The sequence below is a fragment of the Pseudonocardia acidicola genome (genome assembly GCF_012911935.1).
Classification (GTDB): domain Bacteria; phylum Actinomycetota; class Actinomycetes; order Mycobacteriales; family Pseudonocardiaceae; genus Pseudonocardia; species Pseudonocardia acidicola.
Genome location: NZ_JAAXLA010000013.1, coordinates 23281 through 47511 on the forward strand (window position 1 = coordinate 23281; position 24231 = coordinate 47511).

Here is a 24231-nt window from a genome sequence, read left to right on the forward strand (position 1 = left end):
GGCCGATTCCCGGGGCCTATCGGCGGTCGCGGACAGGACCGCCGATAGGCCCGGCGTGGGTGAACCGGCTGGCCCGGCGGTGCACCCGGTGCCGAACTCCGCGATGCCGCGGCACCGGCGGCGCGGCGGGACGCTCGGCGAAGAACACCCGCTTGGCCAGTTCGATCAGCACCAGGTAGGCGACGACCATCGCGACGAGGGCGAGGAAGAAGCCGATCGGCAGCGGCTGGAACCCGAGCATCCCGGCCGGCGGGGAGAGCGGCAGCACGATGCCCACCACGACCACGACCAGCGCCGCGCCCAGCAGCGCCCCACTGGGTCTGCTGCGCAGGAACGGCACCCGGCGAGTGCGGATCGCGAAGATCACCAGCGTCTGCGTGGCCAGTGACTCGACGAACCAGCCGGAGCGGAACAGGTCCGGACCGGCGTGGAGGATCCCGAGCATGATCCCGAAGGTGACGAAGTCGAACAGCGAGCTGATCGGGCCGAAGAACAGCATGAACCGGCGGATCATGTGCAGGTCCCAGTGCGAGGGCGCCCGCAGTTGCTCGGCGTCGACGCGGTCGGTGGGGATCGCGAGCTGGCCGGCGTCGTAGAGCAGGTTGTTGAGCAGGATCTGCGAGGGCAGCATCGGCAGGAACGGCAGCACCGCCGCCGCGCTCGCGGCGCTGAACATGTTCCCGAAGTTGCTCGACGTGCCCATCAAGACGTACTTGATCGTGTTGGCGAAGATCCGTCTGCCTTCGGCGACACCACCGGCCAGCACGCCGAGGTCCTTCTCCAGCAGCAGCACGTCGGCGGCGTCCTTGGCCACGTCGGTGGCGGTGTCGACGGACAGCCCGACGTCCGCGGCGTGCAACGCGAGCGCGTCGTTCACCCCGTCGCCGAGGAAGCCCACGTCGCGCCCGCGCCGGCGCAGCAGCCGGATCAACCGGGCCTTCTGCTCCGGTGAGACCCGCGCGAAGATCGTCGCGGACCCGGCGGCGCCGACGAGCGTGTCGTCGTCCATCGTCTCGATGTCGCTGCCGGTCAGCGTGCCGCCGGAGCTCAGGCCGAGCTCGGCGCACACCTTCTCCGCGACCAGCGGGTTGTCCCCGGTAGCGATCTTGACCGTCACACCGAGCTCGGCGAGCCTGCGCAGTGCGTCGCCGGCGTCGGCCTTGGGCCGGTCGACGAACACGAGGAACCCGGCCAGGGTCAGGTCGTACTCGTCGGCGGTCCCGATCGTGGTGCACCCCGGCGCCGGGCGGCTCGCCACGGCGACGACCCGGCCACCCGCGGCGAACCGGGCCTGCAGCGTCGCGGCCGCCTCCGGTGGCACCGCACTGCATCGAGCCAGCACCGACTCCGGCGCGCCCTTGGTGACGATCAGCCGCCCGGCGTCGGGGTCCTGCACCAGCGCGGTCGTCATCCGCCGCTCGTGGTCGAACGGCACCGTGCCGAGGCGCCGGTAGCCCCGCGGAGGCTCGCCGGCCGCCTCCCACAGCGCGGTGTCCATCGGGTTCCCGCCCACCGCGACACCGTCGGTCTCGGTGGCGAGCAGGCCGAGCCGGAATACGTCGCCGGCCGGCTGGCCGGCCGGGTCGACGGCGGCGCCGAAGCCGATCCGGCCCTCGGTGAGGGTCCCGGTCTTGTCGGTGACCAGCACGTCCATGTCGCCGAGGTCCTCGATGCACACCAGCCGCTTGACCAGGACCTTGCGCTGGGCGAGCCGGCGGGACCCGGTGGCCAGGCTGGTGCTCACCACCGCGGGCAGCAGCTGCGGGGTGATCCCCACGGCGATCGCGAGGGAGAACAACAGCGAGTCGAGCAGCGGGCGGGCCAGCACCAGGTTGATCACGAAGATGAACGTGGTGAGCGCCAGGGCCACCTGCAGCAACAGCACCGAGAACCGGCGCAACCCGCCCTGGAACTCGGTCTCGGGCTGTCGCTCGCCCAGACCGAGTGCGATCCGGCCGAATTCCGCACGCCCGCCCGTCGCCACCACCACACCGATCCCGCTGCCCGACCGCACCACGGTGCCCATCAGCGCGCACGAACTCAGCTCGGCCAGCACCGTGCCTGCGGCCACCGGGTCGGTGCCCTTCTCCGCAGCGGCGGTCTCGCCGGTGAGCACGCTCTCCTCGCATTCCAGCCCGGCCACCTCCACGAGCCGAAGGTCGGCGGGAACCACGCTGCCCAGCGCGAGTCGCACCACGTCGCCGGGCACGAGCTCGGTCACGTCCACCTCGGCGGGCACGCCGGCACGCACCGCCACGACCGTGTGCCGGACCGCGGAGTGCAGCGCCTCGGCGGCCCGCTCGGCGCGGTACTCGTTGGTGAACCCCAGCCCCACGCTCGCAGCGAGGATCACCGCGATGATCACGGCGTCGGTGTGCTCGCCGAGGAAGAACGAGATGACGGCGGTGACCAGCAACAACAGCAGCAGCGCGCTGCGCAGCTGCCGGCCCAGTACCAGCAGCGCGCGCGCGTGGTGGCTGCGCACCGCGTTGGGGCCCACTGCGGCCCGCCGCGCCGCGACCTCAGCGGGCGGCAGCCCGTCGCGGCTGCTGCCGAGAGCCGCCAGCACCTCCTCCGGGCGCTGTGCGGCCGCATCCTGAACCGGCATGCCATCGACACGGGCGGCCTGCCGCACGTCCGGCGTGGTCACAGGAACTCGGTCACCGAGACGAACTCGTAGCCGCGGGCGCGAACCTGTCGGATCAGCTCGGGCAACGCGTCGGCGTCGAGAGTGGAGTGGTCGGTGGGGTGCGACCCGACATGCATCAGCACGATCTCCCCCGGCTCGAGCGCGGCCAGGGCCCGGTCGAGCACCGCGGTGGTGCTCATGCCCCCGGAGGTGCCGAGCCAGCCGGTGGTGTCGACCGTCCACCAGATCGAGCCGTGCCCGGCCGCGTTGACCAGCGCGATCGCATGCGCGTTGCGGGCGCCGTACGGGAAGCGGAACAGCGGCCGGGGATCGCGTCCGGTGACCGTGGTGATCGCCGCGGCGGCCCCGGCGATCTGGGCGGCCATCCCGGCGTCGGAGAGCCCCGGCAGTGACGGATGGCTCTGGGTGTGGTTGCCGATCGGATAGCCGGCGGCGGCGATGCGGCGAGCCTGCTCGGGATAGCGCTGCACCCACTGTCCGGTGAGGAAGAACGTCGCCGGGGCGTGCGCCGCGGCCAGGGCCGACAGGATCGGCGTGACCGCGTCGGCGTTGGCGCCCGCGTCGAAGGTCAGAGCAACGACCCGGCGGTCGGTCGGCAACCGGTCCCACTCGGTCCCCCGCAAGGCGGACGGCAGCACGTTCGGGGCTGCCGCCTGCGGCCGGGTGGACGGCGCCGGGGTCGGAGCCGGAGCCCTCGACGGGGGGCCGGGCGGCGCAGGTCGCTGGGCCGAACTGCAGGCACCCAGCAGCACCAGGGGCAGCAACACCACGGCCGTCCGGGACCGACACATGCCGGGAACGGTAGGTAGCGATCAGGCGTCCCGGCAGGTATGTGAGAACCTGCTCGCCGGGACCTTCGTCCCGGGAACCCGGCGACGGCGCAGACCGGCAGGACCGCTGTCGAGCGCGGCGACCACCAGCGCCGTCCTCGGCCCGGGCTGTCCCGCCGGCACTTCATCGGCGGTGCGATGTGTGTTTGACTCGGATGGCAGGTCGCGGCACAGCCGCTGATCCTGGGCTCCACGGCTGGCGGACCTGTCCGCACCGTGGCGCGGCCCGTCGCTCCACTCCGAGGATGTCCGTGAACCCCGATTCCGCCAGTTCAGGACCACCGGCGAACGCCGGACGGGCCGAGCCCGGGGCACCCGGTCACCCCGCTGCAGGATCTGCCGACAGCGATGCCGGTCGAGATGGGGCGCTGACGTTTCCGGATCTGCCGCGCCTGGAGCTGGATCAGCTGCTCGGCCAGTTGGTCGAGCGCGCCCAGGAGGTGATGGCCACCCAGGGCCGGCTGCGTGGGCTGCTGCACGCCAACCAGATGATCATCGGGGATCTGGCCCTGCGGGTGCTGTTGCGGCGGATCGTGGAGGCGGCCCGCGAGCTGGTGGGCGCCCGCTACGCCGCGCTGGGCGTCATCGCCCCCGACGGGGGTCTGGCCGAGTTCGTGCACGTCGGCATGCCCCCGGAGACCGTGGCGCGGATCGGGGATCTCCCCGAGGGGAAAGGGTTGCTCGGGGCGCTGATCGACGACCCGGAACCGATCCGGCTGCGCCGCATCGCCGGTGACGAGCGGTCGTCGGGCTTCCCACCCGGCCACCCGCCGATGCACAGCTTCCTGGGGGTGCCGATCCGGGTCCGCAGCGAGGTGTTCGGCAACCTCTATCTCACCGAGAAGACCGGTGAGGGCGAGTTCACCGCGGAGGACGAGGAACTGGCCAAGGCGCTCGCGGCGACGGCAGGGGTGGCCATCGACAATGCCCGGCTCTACGAGGCCGCGCGCAGCCGCGGGGAGTGGCTGCGCGCCTCGGCCTCGATCACCAGGCGGCTGCTGTCCGCCGGGACCGACGACGCCGGCGAGACGGAACGACCGTTGCAGCTGATCGCCGAGCGCAGCCGCGAGATCGCGAACGCCGACCTGGTCACCGTCATGCTGCCGGACGAGGACAGCGAGGACCTTCGTGTCGAGGTGGCGGTCGGGGCCGCCGCCGAGGATCTGGTCGGCGTTCGCGTACCGCTGGACGGCTCGCTGTCCGGCCGGGTGTTCAGCACCGGCAAGCCGCTGCGGGTCACCAGCCCGGGCGAGCAACCCGGGCTGGCATCCGTCGCGTCGGGATCGCTGGACGTCGGCCCGGTGCTGGTGATGCCGCTCGTGGGATCGGACCGGGTGCACGGGGTGCTCACGACAGCCCGGCTGCACGGCCGGCCTGCGTTCAGCGCCGAGGACCTCGACATGGCCGCCGGGTTCGCCAACCAGGCCTCCGTCGCGCTGGAACTCGCCGAAGCCCGCGCCGAGCGGCAGCGGGCGGCGATGCTCGACGAGCGCGAGCGCATCGCGGCCGACCTGCACGACCACGTCATCCAGCGGGTGTTCGCCGCCGGGCTGTCGCTGCAGGGCGTGGCCGTGGGCCTCGGCCCGGGCAAGGCCGCCGACCGCATCCTCGGCACCGTCAAAGACCTCGACGACACCATCAGCCAGATCCGCACCAGCATCTTCCACCTCCATCACGTGCCCGGGTCGCCCGACTCCGGCCTGCGCGGCGGGTTGCTGGCCGTGGTCAGCGACGTGGCACCGGTACTGGGATTCGAGCCCGCGGTGCGATTCGCGGGCCCGCTGGAAGGCACCGTGCCCGACGACGTCGCCGAGGACCTCGTCGCCGTCCTGCGCGAGGCGCTGAGCAACATCGCCCGGCACGCCCACGCCCGCTCCGCCGAGGTGGACGTCACCGCCCGTCCCGACCGGCTGACCCTCGACGTCCGCGACGACGGCATCGGCATGGCATCCACCACCCGGCGCAGCGGCCTGGCCAACCTGCGCCGCCGCGCCGAACGCCACGGCGGCACCCTCACCCTCACCCCACGCGAGCCGAAGGGCACTCACCTGTCCTGGTCGATCCCGACCCGGTGAGCCGGTCGGGCCGGCACAGACAGCTCACAGTCGTGTGGAAGCGGCGCCGGTGGCCCTGTCGCGGCGAGGAAATGGCCGTCGTGATCATTCCGATGGCGGCGCCGGCTCTCGAGGTTCGTCCGGAGTCCCGGACGGAGCCCTGCAACGGACGGGACTTGTCGGCCCGGACGACCCTGCTGCGGGACGCCACCGGCCTGCTGTGCTCGCCGTCAGGACCCAGCAGGCTCCTGCGGGCCGCCGGCAGCGGACGGAGGGCAGGTGAGCGATGTGAAGCGGTGGACGGTGCTCGTCGACATCGACGAGTACGACGGCTGCATCCGTGCGGTCGCCCGCCTGCGCACCGGGGACAACGACCGGGCCGTCGGCACCGGGATGGCACGGCTGGACCCCGCCGAGCGGGAGGGGCCACCGATCGGGGGCGAGCTGGCGACCGCCCGTGCGCTGTCCGAACTGAGCTACCGACTGCTGAACGCCGTGACCCAAGGGCTCTAGCGGGCACCGGCGCCGCACGCGGCCACGGGCAGGGGGTCGCAGGTGGCGTCAGCGCGCTTTCTCAGCGCCTCGGGCGTCCGGTGGTGGTTGCTGCGAAGCCGGCGGGGGACATCGCAGGTGGGCATACGGAGGGGGAAAGACCACGGTCACGTGGTCGTCGTCGAGCCAGCGCACCCGGTAGGGCGGCGAACCGTCCGGGTGCACCAGCCCGACGACCTGGCCGCGGCGCCCGTGCGGCTCGTGCGGTGCGGGAGGCAGAACGAGCCAGTCCCCGATGTGAGCACGCACCGCTACCGTCCGTCGGCGCCGCCTGCGGCGGCCCCCTCGTCGTCGGACCTGACGACGGCGACCGGGCAGCGCGAGTGGCGCAGCAGCGCCTGGCTCACCGAACCCAGCAGCAGGCCGGTGAAGCCGCCCCGGCCCCGGGCACCGACAACCACGAGCTGCGCACCTCCCGACTGCTCCACCAGCGCCCGGGCCGGCCGGTCGCGGGTGACCAGGCGACGCACCTCCACGTCGGGGTACTTCTCCGACCAGCCCGCCAGCCGCTCCGCCAGCACCAGCCGTTCGTCGGCCTCGATGGCGTCCCAGTCCAGCAGCGGCACCATCGTCGGGTCGAGCATCACGTCTCGCCACGTGTGTACCGCGATCAACGGTGCCCGGCGCAGCGCCGCCGTGTCGAAGGCGAACGCCAGCGCCGCCTCGCTCATCGGCGAGCCGTCCACGCCGACCACCACCGGGGCGGCACCGGGTGCCGGCCGGTCGGAGACCGGTCCGCGGACCACCACGACCGGGCACGACGCGTGCGCGGCGACGGACACGGCCACCGAACCGACCAGCAGCCCGGTGAACCCGCCCAGGCCACGACTGCCCAGTACGAGCAACTGCGTCCGCTTCGACTCGTCGGTGAGCACGGGAGCCGGATATCCGGTGCGCACCTCCTGCTCGATCTCGATCCCGGGTGCGGCCGCGCGGGCCACGGCGGCCGCGGCCCCGAGCTGATCGCGGGCCGCCTCCAGCAACACCTCGCGGTAGGCCACGCCCAGCCCCGGATCCCCGAGATGTGCCGTGGTCATCCAGCCGAAGGCGTTGACCAGCCGCAACGGCACGTTCCGCAACGCGGCCTCAACCGCCGCCCACCGAACGGCCTCGCACGCCGACTCCGACCCGTCGACCCCCGCGACAACCCTGCGGGCTGCCTGTTGAACGGTCATTGGCCCTCCTCAGCTCTGTCGGTCCCGACGCTGCCACTGCGCTCGGGGCGGAGGCAGCGGCTCTCGTCCCGCGCCGGTGGGTCGCAAGGCCCGCGCGATCGGGACATATCGTCCGGCGGACGGCGCCGGCGGCCGAACACGAAGTAGGTCAGCGGGCCCACGATGTTGACGAAGCACACCGCCACCCACACCGGCTTCGGCCCGGTCAGCTCGGTCGCAGACCGACGACGCAGATCCAGCAACGCAGTCACGAGCAGGCCCAGCTGTACCGGCACGAGCAGCGCGATCCACCGCCTGGTCCGCGGGTCCAGATCACCCCATCGCTGTCGTCGGGCGGGCATCGTCACCGCTCCTCCGGCAGGGGCTGCGCCCGGACGACGACCACCGGACAGGTCGCGTGCTGGACACATTGCAGGGCGACCGAGCCGAGCGCGAGACCGGGGAACCCGCCGTGCCCGCGGTGTCCGATCACGAGCGCGTCGGCTCCTTCGGCCGCATCGACCAGTACCTGTGCGGGATGGCCGGCCACGGCCGCGACCGTGGTCGGCACGGAACCGGCCGGCGGCCCCACATCGGCGACCACCGCGTCGACCAGTTGCTGCGTCTCCTTCAGAAAGGCCTCTCGCAACTCCTCCGGCGACTCCGCCGGTTCCCGCATGCCGTACGCGACCGCCCAGTAGGGCGGCAGGTCGAACGCCGACACGACCTCCATCCGCGCGCTCCGCCGGGCTGCATCGCGGACCGCGTACCCCAGGGCCGCCCGCGACTCCGCCGACCCGTCCACGCCGACCACGATCCGGCCACGCGTTGCGTTCATGTTCGCCACCTCATCCACGTGCCTGTCTGTGCGGTGTGCCATCCGATGCAGCCCGTCCTGCTCAGCCTCGCCGCACATGGGGACCCGGGTCAGACCCGTGAGCGTTCACTGCCGCCGGGAAGGCGGGCAGCTGCCCCGTCGGCGACGGCCGGCCTGCCGAGCACCGCGCGCACCGCCCTGGCGATGACCAGATCCTCGCGGGCGTGCACCACCAGCGTCCGGGCGCTCGCACCGCCGGCTGTGACGTCGGCATCCGCGTCGTCACCGACGGCCGCGTCGGCCACGGGGTCCAGGCCGAGACCGAGGAAGCCGAGCCCGTCGAGCGCCCGGCGGCGCAGTTCAGGCTGGTGCTCGCCGATCCCGGCGCTGAACACCAGCACGTCCAGCCCGCCCAGGGAGGCGGCCATGGCGGCGATCCCGGCGCGGAGCCGGTGCAGCCACACCTCGACGGCGAGCGCGGCATCGGACCGCCCCGCCCGCTCGGCGGCGAGCACGGCGCGCATGTCCGCATCCCCCGCCAGCCCGAGCAGCCCGGACTCGTGGTCCAGCGCGTGGGCCACGTCGGCGACGGCCAGCCTCGCGTGCTCGACCATCCACAGCGGCACGGCCGGGTCGAGGTCGCCGCAGCGGGTGCCCATCACCAGGCCGGCGGTCGGGGTGAAGCCCATCGTGGTGTCCGCCGAGCGGACCCGGGCCGCGCCATCGGCAGGGTCGACCGCCGCCGCGCACAGCGACGCCCCCGACCCCAGGTGCGCCACGACCACCCGCCGGGCGCTCGGTACCAGCGCGGCCGCCCGGCGCGCCGCCCACTCGTGGGCCAGACCGTGGAACCCGTATCGCCGCACCCCGAACTCGTCCCGCCAGCGCGCCGGCACCGCGTAGGTCGACGCGGCGGCCGGCAGGTCGGCGTGGAACGCGGTGTCGAAGCAGGCCACCGCCGGCACCCCGGGCAGCAGCGCCGACGTGGCGTCGAGCGCAGCGAGCGCCGGCGCCTGGTGCAGCGGGGCGAGCGGTACCAGCGCCGCCAACGCGCGCCGGGCCGCGTCGTCCACCGGCACCGGTGCCGTGAAGATCCGCCCGCCGTGCACCACCCGGTGCCCGACGGCGTCGACGGGCGCGAACCGCCGCAGCGCGGCGGTGAGCTCCGCGGGATCCGGCCGGCCGCGGTCGGCGGCCAGGTCGACCCCGTCGACCAGCGTGTCGCCGTCGAGCAGGCGGATCTTCACGCTGCTCGATCCGGCGTTGACGACCAGGACGCGCATCACCCCGGCCAGACCCAGTTCGCGATGTCGGGGGCGTCCTCCCCGGTGCGGCGGGTGTGCGCGCGGCAGCGCAGCCGCTCGTCGAGCAGGTGCTGGCGCAGGGCCGCGTGCCGGACGCCGAGGCCGGGCACCCGGTCGATCACGTCGGCGGCGAGATGGAAGCGGTCCAGATCGTTGAGCATGAGCATGTCGAACGGCGTCGTCGTGGTGCCGTTCTCGATGTAGCCGCGGACGTGCAGGTCGTCGTGGTCGGCCCGCCGGTAGGTCAACCGGTGGATCAGCCACGGGTAGCCGTGGAACGCCATGATCGTCGGTGTGCCCGGCGGGAACAGCGCGTCGTACTCGCGGTCGGGCAGCCCGTGCGGGTGCTCGCGCGGATCCTGCAGGCGCATCAGGTCGACGACGTTGACCACGCGCACGCGCAGCTGCGGCAGGTGGTGGCGCAGCAGTGTCACCGCGGCGAGCGTCTCCACGGTCGGCACATCTCCGCAGCAGGCCAGCACGACGTCGGGGTCGGTCCCGGCGTCGTTGCTCGCCCAGTCCCAGATGCCGATGCCCCGCAGCGTGTGGGCGACCGCCGCATCCGGGTCGAGCCACTGCGGGGCCGGCTGCTTGCCGGCGACGACCACGTTGATCCGGTCGCGGCTGCCCATGCAGTGGTCCATCGTCGCCAGCAGGGTGTTCGCGTCCGGCGGCAGGTAGACCCGAACGATCTCGGACTTCTTGTTGACCACGTGGTCGATGAAGCCCGGGTCCTGGTGGGAGAAGCCGTTGTGGTCCTGCTGCCACACGTGGCTGGTCAGCAGGTAGTTCAGCGACGCGATCGGGCGCCGCCACGGGATCTCGCGGCTCACCTTGAGCCACTTCGCGTGCTGGTTCAGCATCGAGTCGACGATGTGGATGAACGCCTCGTAGCAGGTGAAGATCCCGTGCCGGCCGGTCAGCAGGTAGCCCTCCAGCCAGCCCTCGCACAGGTGCTCGGACAGCACCTCCAGTACCCGGCCACGCGCGGCCAGGTGGTCGTCACCCTGGCGCCGCTCGCCGTCGAAGACCCGGTCGGTCACCTCGAACACCGCCTGCAACCGGTTCGACGCCACCTCATCCGGCCCGAACAACCGGAACGTCTCCGGGTTCGCCGTGATCACGTCCCGGATCCATCCGCCGAGCACGCCGGTGGCACCCACCCGCACCGAACCCGGTGCGGGAACGTCGAGCAGGTGCTCGCCCAGCTCGGGCAGCCGCAGCGGGCGCAGCAGTTCCCCGCCGTTCGCGTAGGGAGTCGCGCTCATCCGCCGCGCCGGCCGGGGCAGCGTGGCGTCCAGCTCGGGACGCGGGCAGCCGGCGGCGTCGAACAGCTCGTCGGCCCGGTAGGAGCGCAGCCACCGCTCCAGCAGTGCCAGGTGTTCGGAATCCTCCCGCACCCGGGTCAGCGGCAACTGGTGGGAACGCCAGGTTCCCTCGACCGGGACGCCGTCGACCCGCGCCGGGCCGGTCCAGCCCTTGGGGCTGCGCAGGACGATGACCGGCCAGCGGGGCCGCTCGGTCGGCTCGCCGCGCGCGGCCCGGGAGCGGATGCGCTCGATCGCGTCGAAGACCCGGTCGAACACCGCGGCCATCCGGGCGTGCGCAGCCATCGGATCCCCGGCCTCGACGTCGGTGACGTCGCAGAAGTACGGCTCGTGGCCGTAGCCCTCCAGCAGCGCCCGCAACTCGCGCTCGGGGATCCGGGCGAGCACGGTCGGGTTGGCGATCTTCCAGCCGTTGAGGTGCAGGATCGGCAGCACGGTGCCGTCGGTGGCCGGGTCGAGGAACTTGTTGCCGTGCCAGGAGGTGGCCAGGGCGCCGGTCTCGGCCTCCCCGTCGCCGATCACGCAGGCGACCAGCAGATCCGGGTTGTCCATCGCGGCGCCGTAGGCGTGCGCCAGCGAGTAACCCAGCTCGCCGCCCTCGTGGATCGAGCCCGGGGTCTCGGGGGCGGCGTGACTGGGGATCCCGCCGGGGAAGGAGAACTGCCGGAACAACCGGCGCATCCCGGCGGCGTCACGGGAGACGGCGGGAAACCGGTCGGAGTAGGTGCCCTCCAGCCACGCCGTCGCCACCACCGCCGGGCCGCCGTGCCCGGGGCCCGTCACGAACAGCGCCTCGAGATCACGGCGAGCGATCACCCGGTTCAGGTGCGCCCACAGGAACGTCAACCCGGGGGTGGTCCCCCAGTGCCCGAGCAACCGCGGCTTGATGTGGGCCGGGACCAGCGGTTCGGTGAGCAGCGGGTTGTCCTGCAGGTAGATCTGCCCCACGGCGAGGTAGTTGGCGGCACGCCACCAGTCGTGCACGGCGGCGAGTTCCGGTTCGGCCGGACGGGACGCGGCAGCCGTCGGGGCACCGGAGGTGATGGTCACGGGATCGACTCCACAAGCTGGGGCGGCGCGGGCACCCCGAGTCTGCGGACCCCGATCGGTCGCGGTGAGGGCCGAACGTCCCCGACATCGCGGCCCTCTGTCGGGATCGGCAGCGCTGCCGGTCCGAGGTGGGAACCTCGTCGTATGAGTGCGTCGGCCCCGGTGGTCTTCCTGCAGGACGTCACGCGATCGGCGTCGGTGCGACAGCTCACCCCCACCCGGGCCGCCGAACACGTCGTGACGGCCTGACCCGTGCCCGCCGCCCGCCTGTCGTTCAGCCCGGCCTTCCCGGTCGCCCCCGTACGACGGCGGCTGTTCGGCTCGTTCGTCGAACACCTCGGCCGCTGCGTCTACGGCGGCATCTACGACCCCGCCCATCCCAGCGCCGACGCCGACGGCTTCCGCCTCGACGTGCTCGAACTCGTCCGTGAGCTGGGCGTGACGGTCGTCCGCTACCCGGGCGGCAACTTCGTCTCCGGCTACCGCTGGGAAGACGGGGTCGGTCCACGCGAGGGACGGCCGGTACGCCTGGACCCGGCGTGGCACAGCATCGAGACCAACGAGGTCGGCCTCGGCGAGTTCAGCCGGTGGGCCGGGCGCGCCGGGGTGGAGCCGATGCTCGCGGTCAACCTCGGCACCCGCGGTGTGCAGGAGGCCCTCGACCTGCTGGAGTACGCCAACCACCCGTCCGGCACCCACCTGTCCGACCTGCGCGTCGCGCACGGGGCGCCGGACCCCTACCGGATCCGGCTGTGGTGCCTGGGCAACGAGATGGACGGCCCGTGGCAGCTCGGGCACAGGACCGCCCAGGAGTACGGCCGGCTCGCGGCGGAGACCGCCCGCGCGATGCGGATGGTCGACCCCGGGCTGGAACTGGTCGCATGCGGCAGCTCGCACTCCGGGATGCCGACGTTCGGCGGATGGGAATCCACGGTGCTCGAGCTGGCCCTCGACCATGTCGACCACATCTCCGCGCACGCCTACTACGCGCAGACCGACGGCGACCTGGGCAGCTACCTGGCCTCGGCCGTCGACATGGACCGCACGATCTCGTCGGTGGTCGCGACGGCCGACGCGGTGGCGGCCCGTGCCCGCAGCCCCAGGCGGGTCACCGTCTCCTTCGATGAGTGGAACGTCTGGCACCGGCCGTCCGAGGCGCCTCGCGACGACTGGCCGCGGGCGCCGCGGATCAGCGAGGACCTCTTCACCGTCGCCGACGCCGTGGTCGCCGGCGACCTGCTCGTCACGCTGCTGCGGCACAGCGACCGGGTGGCCGTCGCCTGCCAGGCGCAGCTGGTGAACGTGATCGCGCCGATCCGGGCCGAGCCCGTCGGCCCCGCGTGGCGGCAGACGATCTTCCACCCCTTCGCGCTGACGGCCAGGCTGGCCCGTGGCGTGGTACTCCGAACCGAGCTCGACACCCCGGAGTACGACTCCATGAGGTACGGACGCGTCCCGCTCGTCGCCGCCGCGGTCACCCATGACGCCGACGGCGGCGAACTGATGGTGTTCGCGGTCAACCGGGGCCGGCGCGAGCCCGTCGACCTGACCCTCGACCTCGCCGCCGTGCCGGGATACGCGCTCGTCGAGCACACGGTGCTGGCCGAGGACGACCTGACGGCGGTGAACACCCGCGAGGCGCCCGAGCGGGTCCGCCCGCGGGCGCTGCCGGTGCCGGTGGAGCCGGCCGCGACGCTGCCACCGGTCTCCTGGAACGCACTCCGGCTGCGAAGGCAGTGACACGACGGCTCGCCGTCGCTGTGCCGGCCCTCGCGCCCCACCGCCCCGGCGACGGCGGTCACGAGGGCAGGCGGCGCACCAGGTAGTCCCAGACCGCGCCGACGGCACGCTGGTTGTAGATGTGCTCACGCTTGGCGAGCGACTCCGCCGGATCCGACCAGGTCGGCCAGCTGCCGAACGCCCGGGTGAGCAACTGCTGTTCACAGGCTCGCTCCAGGACGACGGCCGCGACGGTGGCCTCCTGCAGCGTCGGGCCGACCGTGACGATGCCGTGGTTGACCAGGAAGATCGCTCGGGCCTCGCCGAGTTCGGCGGCCACCGCCTCACCCAGCTGCGGGGTGAGGACGAGATCAGCGGTGGTGGTGAATCGCGGCACCTGCGGCGGCACGAACATGGTGGCCGCGTGACTCACCGGGCGCAGCGGCTGGCCGGACGCGGCCAGCGCCACCGCATGCGGGGAGTGGGTGTGCACGACACCCCCGACGTCCGGTCGCGCGGCCAGGATCTCGGTGTGGATCGGATACTCGCTGTGCCGCGGTCCGTCGCCGGCGACCACTGTCCCGTCCGGGGCGACGAGATGCACGCGGTCCGGGGTGACCTCCTCCAGTCCCCACTCGGCCGACTTGATCCACACGCCACGGCCGTCGGCGTCCCGGCACGAGGCGTGCCCCCAGATCAGGTCACCGTGCCCGGCCGCGCCCAGCACGCGCGATGCCAGCGAGACCAACTCACGAACGTCTGTGCCCATGCGGTCCTCTCTCACCCGGGCTGCACACCCGGCTCGGGTACCCGGCTTCCCGAACAGTAGAGAGCCGTAATTCCTCTGTACAGACAGACTCTCTTTCAGACAGACTCCAGGCGGATCGTGGAGTCGCCGGCCGAGTCCACGGCCGACCCGGGGCCTGCCGATTCACCCCCGTCGATGATTCGCCCGCGTACGAGGCGGGTACCCCCGTGCTGCGGAAGACGACCGACCCACCGCTCGTCCTCTGGGGAGCGGACGAGCGGTTCCCCGGCCGGGGTCGCCGTTTCGGGGGTTCCGGCGGCCCCGGTCCACGACCTCCGTCGCCGCCGACGGTCAGCCGGGAGCTGCGGCGCAACACCGCCGCGGACGGGCAGTACCGGCCCTTCGAGGCCCACCGCAAGGCCGCACTGCGCCGTCGGCGCCGGTGACCGACCAAGCCGGCGACCCACCGACAGCTGTCGATGGTCGTGACGGAGCGCCCGACCTGGCGGTGGAGCCCGCAACAGGTCAACCGCGACCTACACGAGAGCTTCCCCGGCCGCGCCGACCTGCACCGCTGCGCGGAGCCGATCCACCAGGCGATCTACCGCCCGGACGGTCCAGGCGATCCCAGGTACACGAGCCCCGAACCGTGCGGGCCTTCGTCACCCCCTCGTCATCCGCTCCCGAGCCGCAACAGACAGGTCCTGTAATCCTTGCCTGAGGCAATATTGGTGTAGTGCAATGGTGGCGTGGCCGCCAATCGCAGTGCCGCACGAGCCGGTGGTGCAGGGGTCGGCTCCGCGGTGTGCGGGGAAGTAGTGAATGAGGTTCTGACCGCTGCTCGGGCACTGCTCGGGGTCAGCACGCGCCCGCCGGGCGCGCTGGCCGATGAGGTGACCGCGGCGCAGGCGCGCACGGATCGACGCATCGTGCAGGTCACGCTGAGCAGGTAGGGCCGACGGGTGCCGGACGAGGCGGCCGCACAACGACGGTCGATCCTCCGCGGACTGTGAGCGGACTGACGGCGGATCGACCCCCGGGCAGCGACGCACGGAGCGATACCCGGACCGAGGCCTCGAGGAGGCGGTGATGAGGACCAGGGGCGAGCGCGCGTGGTGAGGTCAGGTCCAGCCACGGCGTCGGCGAAGACAGGAACAGCGCCGCTGGCGCGCTGGATGGCCGATTCGTTCGGCAGCGTGGCGGGCTGGCTGCGCGGGAATCGGCTCGGACTGTTCGCCGTCGCGCTCGCTGTCGGGGTCGGGGCGGGCTTCGGCGCCGTCGCATTCCGGTACCTGATCTACGGGTTCACCTGGTTGGCCACCGGCTCCACCGAGTTCGGCCAGCAGGGACACGTGGAAAGCGCTCATCTACCGTGGCTGGGCCTGGGGTTCTTCGTGCTGATCCCCGTTCTCGGCGGGGTTCTGTACGGACCGTTGATCCACCGGTTCGCCCGGGAGGCCCGGGGCCACGGCGTACCCGAAGTCATGATCGCGGTCGCGGAGAACGGCGGCCGGATCCGCCCACAGGTCAGCCTCGTCAAAGCCCTCGCCTCCGCGCTGTGCATCGGGACGGGTGGCTCGGTGGGGCGTGAGGGCCCGATCGTGCAGATCGGCTCGGCGCTGGCCTCCAGCCTCGGTCAACGGGTCCGGATGCCGGAGAACCGGCTACGCATCCTGGTCGCCTGCGGAGCCGCCGGCGGGATCTCCGCGACGTTCAACGCCCCCATCACCGGGGTCTTCTTCGGCGTCGAGCTGATCCTGCGCGAGTTGTCCATCGAAGCCGTCTTCACCGTGATGTTGTCGTCGATGGTCGCCGACGTGGTCAGCCAGGCCTTTCTCGGTAGCGCGCCGTTCTTCACCCGACTCCCACCGGGCATCGCGCTGCACCACACCTCCAACTACCTGCTGGTGGCGCTGCTCGCCGTGCTGGCCGCGCTGATCGGCGTGGGATTCAAGAACGTCCTGTACGCGATCGAGGACGTGTGCGACCGGGCGTGGCGCAACCGCCCCGAATGGGCGCGCCCCGCTGTCGGCGGAGTTCTGCTCGGCCTGCTGCTGCTCGTGCTGCCCCAGCTGTACGGAGTGGGCTACGGCGTCATGTACCAAGCCTTCGACGGCCACTATGCGCTGGGGTTCCTGATCGTGCTGGCAGCAGGCAAGATGATCGCCACCAGCCTGAGCATCGGCATCGGCGGCTCCGGCGGCGTGTTCGCGCCGTCGCTGTTCATCGGCGCCACGTCCGGGATGGCGTTCGGCGCGATCGTCGACCATCTTCTCGGCCCCGCCGCCGGACAGCCCGCCCTCTACGCGATCGTGGGCATGGGCGCGGTGTTCGCCTCCGCCGCCCGCGGCCCGTTGACCTCGCTGGCCAGCGTGGTGGAGATGACCGGCGACTTCAGCCTCACCCTGCCGGTCATGCTCGGGGTGGCAATCTCCACCGTGATCTCCCGCGCCCTGAGTTACGGCACGATCTACACCACCAAGCTGCTGCGTCGCGGCACCGACATCGACGGCCCCAACCCCCGCCACACGTTCTCCGGCCTCACTGTCGCCGACGCCATGCACCGCTTCCCCACCACCCTGGACATCACCGCGCGTGTCAGCGGAAACGGCAACCGCGCAGATGGCGCGGGCAGGCCCCGGGACTGGGCAGCGGCGCTGGGCCCGGTCACCCGCACGCGCGAGCCCCAGGCGCTGTTCGCCAACGACAGCCTCGCCCAGGCGTTGCGGCAACTGGTGCTCTACGGCCGAGACGGCCTGCCGGTGCTGTCCACCGACGGGCAGGAGCTGCAGGGCTGGATCACCAATCAGAATGTGCTGCGTGCCGTCGCAGCCCAGATCGCCGCCGCCGAACCCGGCATCGTCGCCGGACATCGGGCCGCCGAATGGGCGGACCCCGAGGCCGACGCGGACAACCACGACCCGCACAGCCAACTGAGCGGCTACCAGATCGCGGAAATCGCGCTGCGCACCGACTCGAGCGCGATCGGTCGTACCGTCGGCGAGCTCGACTGGCCACCGGGATACATCCCCGTGTCGATCCTGCACGGCCGCACACTCACCGATGTCGACCCCGATACCCGTCTCCGACCCGGCGACCGCCTCAACGTCCTCGTCCCCACAGACGGTGGCCCGGTCGCGAAGATCGGACCCGGACGGGATGACAGTCACCCGCACTGATGGTCACCGTCCGTCGCGCCGGGGCACCACCGCATCGAGATGCGGCGGGGCGTCCTCGACCACCCCGCTGACAGCGCTACGAGAATCAGGACGTTCTCGCCGCCAGGCACAGCGGCGCTCAGCGATGCGGCGATGCCGGGGGGCAGCGGAACGCGTGAGGCCATCCGGTCCGGTGCCCGCGCCGCACCTCGGCGGGCTGCCAGGCGAAGGAACAGTTGATCGCGCTGACCACCGCGAGCACCGTGACCGCCATGCCTACCAGGAGGTCATTGGCTCGGGCGGGCACCGACACCCCCTGGTAGTGCAGCGCGAACGGCGCCAGTACCAGCCAGACACCCAGTGCAGCGTTCACCAGGCCCAGCAGCACCGTCCGCACCGGAAACACGATCCGCACGGACCCGGAGAGCACGAGCGCCGCACCGATCGCCACGTCACTCCAGACCCCGTCGCGGGACCCGACGCGGTCGATCACCAGCGGGGCGACGAGCAACCAGATCCCGGCGACGACGACGAGCGCACTGGGCCAGGTGAGAGAGAACAGGCCTCTGCCATCGCCGTGCGCCCCCATCACGATGCGAGCGTGCTCGTCGGACATCTCGATCTCCTCTCGTGCTGCTGCGGCCCGGCCCAGCCACGTCGAGCGTCACGCCGGGGCTTCGCGCCGCACCTGACGATTAGCTGACGAACCAGGCGGCCCCGGCTGCGCGACTCGCGTGCGGTCCGCGCCGCAGCCTTTCATGTGAGGCACCATGGAGCCCCCGACAGAGACGGCCGGTCGAGCAGCGGATGCCGGCGACCGCGTAACCGACGGAGCGGTGGAGCCGATGCGGACGAGCGTCCTGCTGGTGGAGGACGACGCCCGAATCCGCGAAGCCCTCGGTCTTGCATTGGACGACGAGGATTTCGACGTAGTACCGGCGCCATCGGGCGAGGAGGCACTGGCCCGGCTGCGAGAGACGCGAGTGGACGTGGTGCTGCTCGACCTGATGCTCCCGGGCATCGACGGTCTGAGCCTGTGCCGGACCCTGCGGGCCGGCGGCGACCTGCCGATCATCATCATCACCGCGCGCTCCGACACCGCCGACGTGATCGACGGACTCGAGGCGGGCGCCGACGATTACGTGACCAAGCCGCTCGTGGCCCGCGAGCTGGCGGCCCGGATCCGTGCGCTTCTACGCCGGCGCCGTCCCGCCGACGCCGAAACGAGCGGATCCCGGCTGACGGTCGGTGACGTGGAGATCCTTCCGGAGGAAGGAGTGGTGCGTCGCGGCGGGACGGAGGTACACCTGACCCGCACCGAGTTCCGGCTGCTCGTCGAGCTGGCCACGGCCGGCGGGCGCATCGTCAGCCGGGAGGAGTTGTTGCAGCGGGTCTGGGGTTATGACTACTTCGCCGACACCCGGCTCCTCGATGTCCACATCCGCCGGCTACGTCGCAAGATCGAAGCCGACCCCGACGAGCCCACCCTGGTGCTCACCGTGCGCGGTGCCGGGTACAAGACGAGGCCGCCTTGAGCTCTGACCGAAAGCAGGTGGTTGAGATCCGTCGCATCCGGCTCTCCCTGCGCTGGCGTGTCGCCGTCGCCTTCGCGCTCGCGTCACTGGTCATCACGGGGCTGCTCGCCCTCGTCACCTGGAATCTCGCCTCGAGCTACATGCTGGCCCAGCGCGAGCAGAGCGCCACCCAGCAGGCGTCGGTGAACGAGCGCCTCCTCCGCGAGTCACTGCGTTCCGGGAACCCGGAGAACCTCAGTGACCTGCTGACCGGGCTCAGCGGCGGCCCGGACACGACGATCGCGATCCGGCGTGCCGGACAGTGGATCACCAGTGGACGGCAGATCGACCCGGCCATGCTGCCCGGCCCGCTGGTGGACCTGGCCGCCGCCGGCGGCGGGGCCCGGCAGCGCACCGTCGTCGCCGGCATACCCGTGCTGGCCCTCGCGCTACCGGTTCAGGGCCGACAGGCGTTGTATGTCGAGCTGTTCCCGCTGCTCGAGCTCGACCGCAACTTCCGTTTCCTCAGCGCGGTGCTGGTCGCCGGGGTCGCCGCCAGCACGCTGCTGGGTCTCGGCCTCGGGTGGTGGGCGGGCCGTCGCGCGCTGCGCCCGCTGGCCGACCTGACCACGGCCGCGGGGCGGGTCGCGTCCGGGGACCTGCAGGCACGGCTGCCCGAGCACGACGACGCCGACCTCGCGCCGCTGGCGGCGACGTTCAATCGGAACGCGGCGGCCCTCGAGCAACGGGTGCGTCGCGACGCCCGCTTCGCCGGCGACGTCAGCCACGAGCTCCGCTCGCCCCTCACCACGATGGTCAACGCCGTGGCGGTACTGCACCGACGTCGTGACCAGCTCCCGCCGACCGCGCAACACGCCGTCGATCTGCTCAGCGCCGACGTGCAGCGGTTCCAGCGGATGGTCGTCGACCTGCACGACGGTCGCGGGCAGCGCGGCGAGCAACGACCCGAGCAGGACACCGATCTTGACGTGGTCGTCGCGTTCGCTGCCCGCGCCGAAAGCCAGTTCGCCGATGAGCAGCGAGACGGTGAACCCGATCCCGGCCAGCAGCGCGAGCCCGAGCACGTCGCACCAGCTCAGTCCCTCGGCGAGCTGAGCGCGGGTGAAGCGCTGCACGAGCCAGGTCGCGCCGAGCACGCCGACAGGCTCGCCGGCCGCCAGCCCGGCGATGACGCCCGGAGCGACCGGGTCCCCGAGCACGGCGCCCGAACCGCCGGCCGCGGCGACCGACACCCCGGCGGCGAAGAACGCGAAGATCGGGACCGCGACACCGGCCGAGATCGGCCGGAAGCGGTGCTCGAAGTGCTCGGCCGGCCCGGGGCCGGGCTCCCCCGCCACGGCACCCACACCGGGCACGGGGCGGGCGCTGCGGCCCGTGCCGCCGCACGCGTCTGGCCGGCGATGGGCGGCCGCCCACCGGTCGGGCATGTGGATCTGCCCGCTCGGGTAGCCCGGTGGTGATGTCGCCGGAGTTCGAGGGGGTGCGTGATGTCCGAGCCCGACGGTCACGACCGAACCGCCACCCTGCGCTATCCGGGGGGCGAGTACGCGATACCGCTCGTGGAGGGCACCGAGGGTCAGGCCGCGCTGCGGCTGGGGTCGATGCTGGGCGAGACGGGGCTGACCGCGCTCGACCCCGGCTACGTCAACACCGGGGCGTGCCGCTCGCAGATCACCTACATCGACGGCGAGGCCGGCATCCTGCGCTACCGCGGCTATCCGATCGAGCAGCTCGCACGGCACTCGACGTTCGTCGAGACCAGCTATCTGCTGATCTACCGACAGCTGCCGAGCCGGCGCCAGCTGGCGGAGTTCACCGGCCAGATCCGGCGCCACACGCTGCTGCACGAGGACCTCAAACAGTTCTTCGACGGGTTCCCCGCCGACGCGCATCCGATGCCGGTGCTGTCCTCGGCGGTCTCGGCGCTCTCGACGTTCTACCAGAGCAGCCTCGATCCCTTCGACGAGCCGAACGTCGACCTGTCGGGGGTGCGGCTGCTGGCCAAGGTGCCCACGATCGCCGCCTACGCCTACAAGAAGTCGATCGGCCAGCCGCTGCTGTATCCGGACAACGAGCTGGGCCTGGTGGAGAACTTTCTGCGGCTGACCTTCGGGCTGCCCGCCGAGCCCTACGAGATCGACCCGCAGCTGACGCGGGCGCTGGACATGCTGTTCATCCTGCACGCCGACCACGAGCAGAACTGCTCGACCTCGACGGTGCGCATGGTCGGCTCGGCCCAGGCCAACCTGTTCGCGTCGATCTCCGCAGGGATCAACGCGCTGTTCGGCCCGCGCCACGGCGGCGCGAACGCCGCCGTGATCGCGATGCTCGAGGCGATCCGCGACGACCACGGCGACGTCGACGCGTTCGTGGCCAAGGTGAAGAACAAGCAGCCGGGCGCCCGGCTGATGGGCTTCGGGCACCGGGTCTACAAGAACTACGACCCGCGGGCGGCGATCGCCCGCGACGCCGCCCGCGGCCTGCTGGACAGGCTCGGCGGCGACGACGAGCTGCTCGTGCTCGCCCAGCAGCTGGAGGAGACCGCGCTCGCCGACGACTACTTCATCGAGCGCAAGCTCTACCCCAACGTGGACTTCTACACCGGCCTGCTCTACAAGGCGATGGGCTTTCCCACCGACATGTTCCCCGTCCTGTTCGCCATCGGCCGGCTGCCCGGCTGGATCGCGCACTGGCGGGAGATGATCGACGATCCGGACACCCGCATCGCCCGTCCCCGCCAGCTCTACACCGGGCCCACCCAGCGCGACTTCGTCCCGATCGGAGACCGCTGAGCCCGCGCCCGCGACCGCCGGCCCACCCTCGGGGCCGCACCCGGCGTCGGGCCCACCGGCCGGGCGCGTCCGGGCGAGGCGCGGGGCCGGCATCGTGGCCTGATGCCGGCGCGGCCGACGGGCTGTGTCAGGGGTTACCCCCTACCGGGAGCGCGTATGGCGCGGACTGCGACTGCGGACCTACCCTTTCTCGGGCTTCCGGGGCGCCGGCCGACACCAACGTGACGATCGGCAGCACGGCGGAACCGGCCGAACCACCGCATCAGCGGGCCGGACCGGCTGCCGATCGGCTTGCCGGAGAGGAACTCCCGACACCATGGCCAGTACCTGGCTGCCGAGCTGGCTCGGCTATTCGTGGACCGCGGTGTTCGCGGTCATTCTGATCGTGCACGTGTGGCACGCGGCCGTCCTGGCCGGACGCCACCGGTTGTGGCACGGCGTGCACGTGCTGATGGCCGCCGGCATGATCGTCATGTTCCTGCCGACCGCGCGGATGGTCGTGCCCGCCGGTTTCGGCGCGATGGTCTTCGGGCTGGCCGCGGTCGTCGTCGCCGGCCTGCGGCTGGGTGCCCGGGTGCGGGGCGAGACGGTGGGCGGACTCTGGCTGGCCACCGTGGTCGACCTGGCCGCGATGGCCTACATGTTCACCCTGGCCTCCTTCCGTGTGCTGTGGCTGACGATCGCCCTGGCGGCCTGGTTGATCGTCGAGGCCGCGGGCTGGGCGAGTGGACGCCTGTACACCGTCCTCGAGCAAGGGGGGCTGGGCGGAGCACGCACGGCGCCGGTCCCGGCATCGGTGCCGAGCGACGCCGCGAGCGGGAGCGCCGGGCCGGGCCTCCCCGGCGCGGCGGCCCGGCCGCGACCCGCCGTCGTCGTCCACGGCACCGTGCACGCGACCTGGATCCGGGTCACGCTGGCCCTGATGGCACTGGGCATGGCCTACATGCTGCTGGCCATGCAGTTCGGGATGGGCGCGATGGCCGGCATGCCGGGCATGTAGCCGAACCCCCGGGCGGCCGGTGGGCCGCGCCGGGCCGGCCGGTGGCAGGGCCCTCGGGCCCGGAGGGGGCTCGGCGTCGCTACCGTTCCGGGGTGCAGCTGGGCTATCTGACCCATGTCGCCGGGCACGACCGGCCCGCCGAGGTGTATCGCGAGACCGTCGAGCTGGCGGTCGCCGCCGAAGCCTTGGGGTTCGCTTCGTTCTGGGTGGCCCAACACCACGGGGGCGCGTTCGGCGGTCTGCTGCCCTCACCGCTGGTGCTGCTGGCCGCCGTGGCGGAGCGCACGACGACCATCCGACTGGGGACAGCGGTCATCGCCGCTCCGCTGGAGAACCCCCGCCGCCTCGCCGAGGACGCTGCCGTCCTCGAGGTGCTCAGCGGTGGTCGGCTGAACCTGGGCATCGGCGCAGGAGCCGACACCCGGGCCTCCGCCGCGTTCGGGCGTGATCATGCGGCACGTCACGGTGACTGCATCGACGTGGTCGACACGCTGTGCGCACTGCTGGAGGGCGAAGAACTCGTTCCCGGCGCGACAGGCCTTCGCCGCCGGCTGTGGTGGGCGACCGGCTCTTCGGCGGGCGTCGATGCGGCGGCCGCGCGGGGCATAGGGGTCATCTCGGGCCGTCCGCCGGATGCTCCGAACTCGACCGTGGTCGACGACCTGACCCGCTACTGGACCTGCGTGGTGGACGACCCGCGGGTGGCGGTGTCCCGGCTGGTGCACCCTGGCCAGCGTGCCGACCAGCTGGCCGCCGCGTGGTCGGCGGACCCCGCGATGCCGTGGGCCAGCGAGCTGATCACTCAGACCCAGCCGGTCTGGGCCGGGCTGACCACCCAGCTTCACGTCATGCGCATGCTGGCCGGTGAGCTCGCCCCCGCGCTGACCGTGCTCTCGGGATCTTCGCTTGTGCTCACGTGAGAGATGCGGTTGAGACGGCGGCTGGCCAACTTCGCTGGGACGACGGCCGACGCTGCTGTCTCACCTGCGACGTGACCATGCGCTGCTCGGCGGCCCTGGGCCTCGAGGTTCAGGTCGCTGTGCAGGTTGGATGAGCGCTGTGCAGGTTGGATGAGCACTGTGCAGGTCGATTGAGAACCGACCTGGATTGACCACCGGTAGTGGTCAATCCACCACGGAGAAGTGTTTCCCCTCCCAGCCCGGCGCCCCTAGCGTCGAGCCCGCGGGCGCCGGCGACGCCGCCTGCCGGCGGGCGAGTCCGGGGAGGAGACACCGTGCAGCTCGTCACGTACCGCCGTGTCGACGGCACCGCGACACACCCCTGCTTGGGGATCCTGCAAGGCGATCGGAGCGTCGACCTCGCCCGCGCCCACGCACGCACCGGAGCCGGACCGGTCCCGGAGTCGATGCCGGAGCTGCTCCGCCTCGGCGACGCCGGCCTCGGACTGGCGCGGGCCGCCGCCGAGTGGGCCGACGAGGAGGACACCGCCGCGCTCGACGCGGTCCGGCTCTGTGTGCCCCTTCCGCGGCCGACGCCATCGACGTCACGGCCGCCCCGATGACCGCCCGGGTCGACGGCA

21 protein-coding genes and 2 pseudogenes are annotated in these 24231 nt (G+C 72.3%); 12 read left to right on the plus strand and 11 right to left on the minus strand.

The genetic code is table 11. From position 1 onward, the window contains the following. Nucleotides 1-16: 16 nt before the first annotated feature. Together mgtA and HF526_RS09445 are read right to left on the minus strand one after the other, a co-directional pair. The gene (mgtA, locus tag HF526_RS09440) at nucleotides 17-2608 is read right to left on the minus strand and encodes a magnesium-translocating P-type ATPase (RefSeq protein ID WP_169380983.1); all 2592 of its coding nucleotides are present in this window, start codon (nucleotides 2606-2608) and stop codon (nucleotides 17-19) included. A 38-nt stretch (nucleotides 2609-2646) separates the two neighbouring features. Beyond that, on the minus strand, nucleotides 2647-3441 hold the full coding sequence (locus HF526_RS09445; protein WP_169380984.1) for a polysaccharide deacetylase family protein: 795 nt from the start codon (nucleotides 3439-3441) through the stop codon (nucleotides 2647-2649). A gap of 482 nt (nucleotides 3442-3923) precedes the next feature. On the opposite strand from HF526_RS09445, the gene HF526_RS09450 reads away from it, so the two are divergent. Then, nucleotides 3924-5555, plus strand: a complete 1632-nt coding sequence (locus HF526_RS09450) for a sensor histidine kinase (RefSeq protein WP_211176999.1) — start codon at nucleotides 3924-3926, stop codon at nucleotides 5553-5555. Between the two features lie 258 nt (nucleotides 5556-5813). Further along, complete coding sequence (locus HF526_RS09455) at nucleotides 5814-6047, plus strand: dsRBD fold-containing protein (RefSeq protein WP_169380986.1); 234 nt, start codon at nucleotides 5814-5816, stop codon at nucleotides 6045-6047. Between the two features lie 48 nt (nucleotides 6048-6095). On the opposite strand, the gene HF526_RS37355 is transcribed toward HF526_RS09455, so the two are convergent. The 6 genes from HF526_RS37355 to HF526_RS09485 form a co-directional block, all read right to left on the minus strand. Next, the gene (locus HF526_RS37355; protein WP_169380987.1) at nucleotides 6096-6335 is read right to left on the minus strand and encodes a DUF1918 domain-containing protein; all 240 of its coding nucleotides are present in this window, start codon (nucleotides 6333-6335) and stop codon (nucleotides 6096-6098) included. A 2-nt stretch (nucleotides 6336-6337) separates the two neighbouring features. Beyond that, nucleotides 6338-7261 carry a universal stress protein gene (locus HF526_RS09465; RefSeq protein ID WP_169380988.1) on the minus strand — a complete coding sequence of 308 codons (924 nt, stop codon included), beginning with the start codon at nucleotides 7259-7261 and terminating at the stop codon, nucleotides 6338-6340. Further along, complete coding sequence (locus tag HF526_RS09470) at nucleotides 7258-7602, minus strand: PLD nuclease N-terminal domain-containing protein (RefSeq protein WP_169380989.1); 345 nt, start codon at nucleotides 7600-7602, stop codon at nucleotides 7258-7260. The genes HF526_RS09465 and HF526_RS09470 overlap by 4 nt, the downstream gene beginning before the upstream one ends. Nucleotides 7603-7604: 2 nt before the next feature. Next, complete coding sequence (locus tag HF526_RS09475; RefSeq protein ID WP_169380990.1) at nucleotides 7605-8078, minus strand: universal stress protein; 474 nt, start codon at nucleotides 8076-8078, stop codon at nucleotides 7605-7607. 89 nt (nucleotides 8079-8167) lie between these two features. Continuing rightward, nucleotides 8168-9340, minus strand: coding sequence for an acetate/propionate family kinase (locus HF526_RS09480; protein WP_169380991.1), 1173 nt, complete (start codon nucleotides 9338-9340; stop codon nucleotides 8168-8170). Continuing rightward, a complete protein-coding gene (locus HF526_RS09485; RefSeq protein WP_338051381.1) occupies nucleotides 9340-11739 on the minus strand; it encodes a phosphoketolase family protein in 2400 nt (799 codons plus the stop codon). The genes HF526_RS09480 and HF526_RS09485 overlap by 1 nt, the downstream gene beginning before the upstream one ends. Nucleotides 11740-11991: 252 nt before the next feature. On the opposite strand from HF526_RS09485, the gene arfA reads away from it, so the two are divergent. After that, nucleotides 11992-13479, plus strand: coding sequence for an arabinosylfuranosidase ArfA (gene arfA / locus HF526_RS09490; RefSeq protein ID WP_169380992.1), 1488 nt, complete (start codon nucleotides 11992-11994; stop codon nucleotides 13477-13479). Between the two features lie 58 nt (nucleotides 13480-13537). On the opposite strand, the gene HF526_RS09495 is transcribed toward arfA, so the two are convergent. Further along, on the minus strand, nucleotides 13538-14227 hold the full coding sequence (locus HF526_RS09495; protein WP_169380993.1) for a class II aldolase/adducin family protein: 690 nt from the start codon (nucleotides 14225-14227) through the stop codon (nucleotides 13538-13540). A 206-nt stretch (nucleotides 14228-14433) separates the two neighbouring features. Here HF526_RS09495 and HF526_RS09500 point away from each other — a divergent pair, with 206 nt between their 5' ends. The 3 genes from HF526_RS09500 to HF526_RS09505 all read left to right on the plus strand — a co-directional run bounded on the left by HF526_RS09500 (nucleotide 14434) and on the right by HF526_RS09505 (nucleotide 17385). Beyond that, nucleotides 14434-14652, plus strand: coding sequence for a hypothetical protein (locus HF526_RS09500; RefSeq protein ID WP_169380994.1), 219 nt, complete (start codon nucleotides 14434-14436; stop codon nucleotides 14650-14652). A gap of 372 nt (nucleotides 14653-15024) precedes the next feature. Further along, the gene (locus tag HF526_RS36270) at nucleotides 15025-15159 is read left to right on the plus strand and encodes a hypothetical protein (protein WP_275403943.1); all 135 of its coding nucleotides are present in this window, start codon (nucleotides 15025-15027) and stop codon (nucleotides 15157-15159) included. A 222-nt stretch (nucleotides 15160-15381) separates the two neighbouring features. Then, a complete protein-coding gene (locus HF526_RS09505; protein WP_169380995.1) occupies nucleotides 15382-17385 on the plus strand; it encodes a chloride channel protein in 2004 nt (667 codons plus the stop codon). Between the two features lie 118 nt (nucleotides 17386-17503). On the opposite strand, the gene HF526_RS09510 is transcribed toward HF526_RS09505, so the two are convergent. Next, nucleotides 17504-17980 (minus strand): SPW repeat domain-containing protein, encoded by a 477-nt coding sequence (locus tag HF526_RS09510; RefSeq protein ID WP_169380996.1) that lies wholly within the window; start codon nucleotides 17978-17980, stop codon nucleotides 17504-17506. Between the two features lie 229 nt (nucleotides 17981-18209). Here HF526_RS09510 and HF526_RS09515 point away from each other — a divergent pair, with 229 nt between their 5' ends. Both HF526_RS09515 and HF526_RS35235 read left to right on the plus strand, forming a co-directional pair. Then, nucleotides 18210-18899 (plus strand): response regulator transcription factor, encoded by a 690-nt coding sequence (locus tag HF526_RS09515; protein ID WP_169380997.1) that lies wholly within the window; start codon nucleotides 18210-18212, stop codon nucleotides 18897-18899. 335 nt (nucleotides 18900-19234) lie between these two features. Then, nucleotides 19235-19798, plus strand: a pseudogene (locus tag HF526_RS35235) (HAMP domain-containing protein); the annotation flags it as partial. Between the two features lie 12 nt (nucleotides 19799-19810). On the opposite strand, the pseudogene HF526_RS35240 reads toward HF526_RS35235, so the two are convergent. After that, nucleotides 19811-20209: pseudogene (locus HF526_RS35240) on the minus strand (Na+/H+ antiporter NhaA); the annotation flags it as partial. A 177-nt stretch (nucleotides 20210-20386) separates the two neighbouring features. Between HF526_RS35240 and HF526_RS09525 the strand changes: the two are divergent. The 4 genes from HF526_RS09525 to HF526_RS09540 all read left to right on the plus strand — a co-directional run bounded on the left by HF526_RS09525 (nucleotide 20387) and on the right by HF526_RS09540 (nucleotide 24213). Then, the gene (locus HF526_RS09525; protein WP_169380999.1) at nucleotides 20387-21691 is read left to right on the plus strand and encodes a citrate synthase; all 1305 of its coding nucleotides are present in this window, start codon (nucleotides 20387-20389) and stop codon (nucleotides 21689-21691) included. A 316-nt stretch (nucleotides 21692-22007) separates the two neighbouring features. Next, entirely contained in the window at nucleotides 22008-22691 is a 684-nt protein-coding gene (locus tag HF526_RS09530; protein WP_169381000.1) for a DUF5134 domain-containing protein, read from the plus strand. Nucleotides 22692-22783: 92 nt separating this feature from the next. Continuing rightward, nucleotides 22784-23611, plus strand: coding sequence for an LLM class flavin-dependent oxidoreductase (locus HF526_RS09535; protein WP_169381001.1), 828 nt, complete (start codon nucleotides 22784-22786; stop codon nucleotides 23609-23611). 314 nt (nucleotides 23612-23925) lie between these two features. Next, on the plus strand, nucleotides 23926-24213 hold the full coding sequence (locus tag HF526_RS09540) for a hypothetical protein (RefSeq protein ID WP_169381002.1): 288 nt from the start codon (nucleotides 23926-23928) through the stop codon (nucleotides 24211-24213). The last annotated feature ends 18 nt before the right edge of the window (nucleotides 24214-24231 follow it).

Excerpts from the sequence above, each read along its gene's own strand:
- mgtA (WP_169380983.1), bottom strand. The coding sequence starts at position 2,608 with ATGCCGGTTCAGGATGCGGCCGCACAGCGCCCGGAGGAGGTGCTGGCG.
- HF526_RS09445 (WP_169380984.1), bottom strand. The coding sequence starts at position 3,441 with ATGTGTCGGTCCCGGACGGCCGTGGTGTTGCTGCCCCTGGTGCTGCTG.
- HF526_RS09450 (WP_211176999.1), top strand. The coding sequence starts at position 3,924 with ATGGCCACCCAGGGCCGGCTGCGTGGGCTGCTGCACGCCAACCAGATG.
- HF526_RS09465 (WP_169380988.1), bottom strand. The coding sequence starts at position 7,261 with ATGACCGTTCAACAGGCAGCCCGCAGGGTTGTCGCGGGGGTCGACGGG.
- HF526_RS09470 (WP_169380989.1), bottom strand. The coding sequence starts at position 7,602 with ATGCCCGCCCGACGACAGCGATGGGGTGATCTGGACCCGCGGACCAGG.
- HF526_RS09475 (WP_169380990.1), bottom strand. The coding sequence starts at position 8,078 with ATGAACGCAACGCGTGGCCGGATCGTGGTCGGCGTGGACGGGTCGGCG.
- HF526_RS09480 (WP_169380991.1), bottom strand. The coding sequence starts at position 9,340 with ATGCGCGTCCTGGTCGTCAACGCCGGATCGAGCAGCGTGAAGATCCGC.
- HF526_RS09495 (WP_169380993.1), bottom strand. The coding sequence starts at position 14,227 with ATGGGCACAGACGTTCGTGAGTTGGTCTCGCTGGCATCGCGCGTGCTG.
- HF526_RS09505 (WP_169380995.1), top strand. The coding sequence starts at position 15,382 with ATGGCCGATTCGTTCGGCAGCGTGGCGGGCTGGCTGCGCGGGAATCGG.
- HF526_RS09510 (WP_169380996.1), bottom strand. The coding sequence starts at position 17,980 with ATGTCCGACGAGCACGCTCGCATCGTGATGGGGGCGCACGGCGATGGC.
- HF526_RS09515 (WP_169380997.1), top strand. The coding sequence starts at position 18,210 with ATGCGGACGAGCGTCCTGCTGGTGGAGGACGACGCCCGAATCCGCGAA.
- HF526_RS09525 (WP_169380999.1), top strand. The coding sequence starts at position 20,387 with ATGTCCGAGCCCGACGGTCACGACCGAACCGCCACCCTGCGCTATCCG.
- HF526_RS09530 (WP_169381000.1), top strand. The coding sequence starts at position 22,008 with ATGGCCAGTACCTGGCTGCCGAGCTGGCTCGGCTATTCGTGGACCGCG.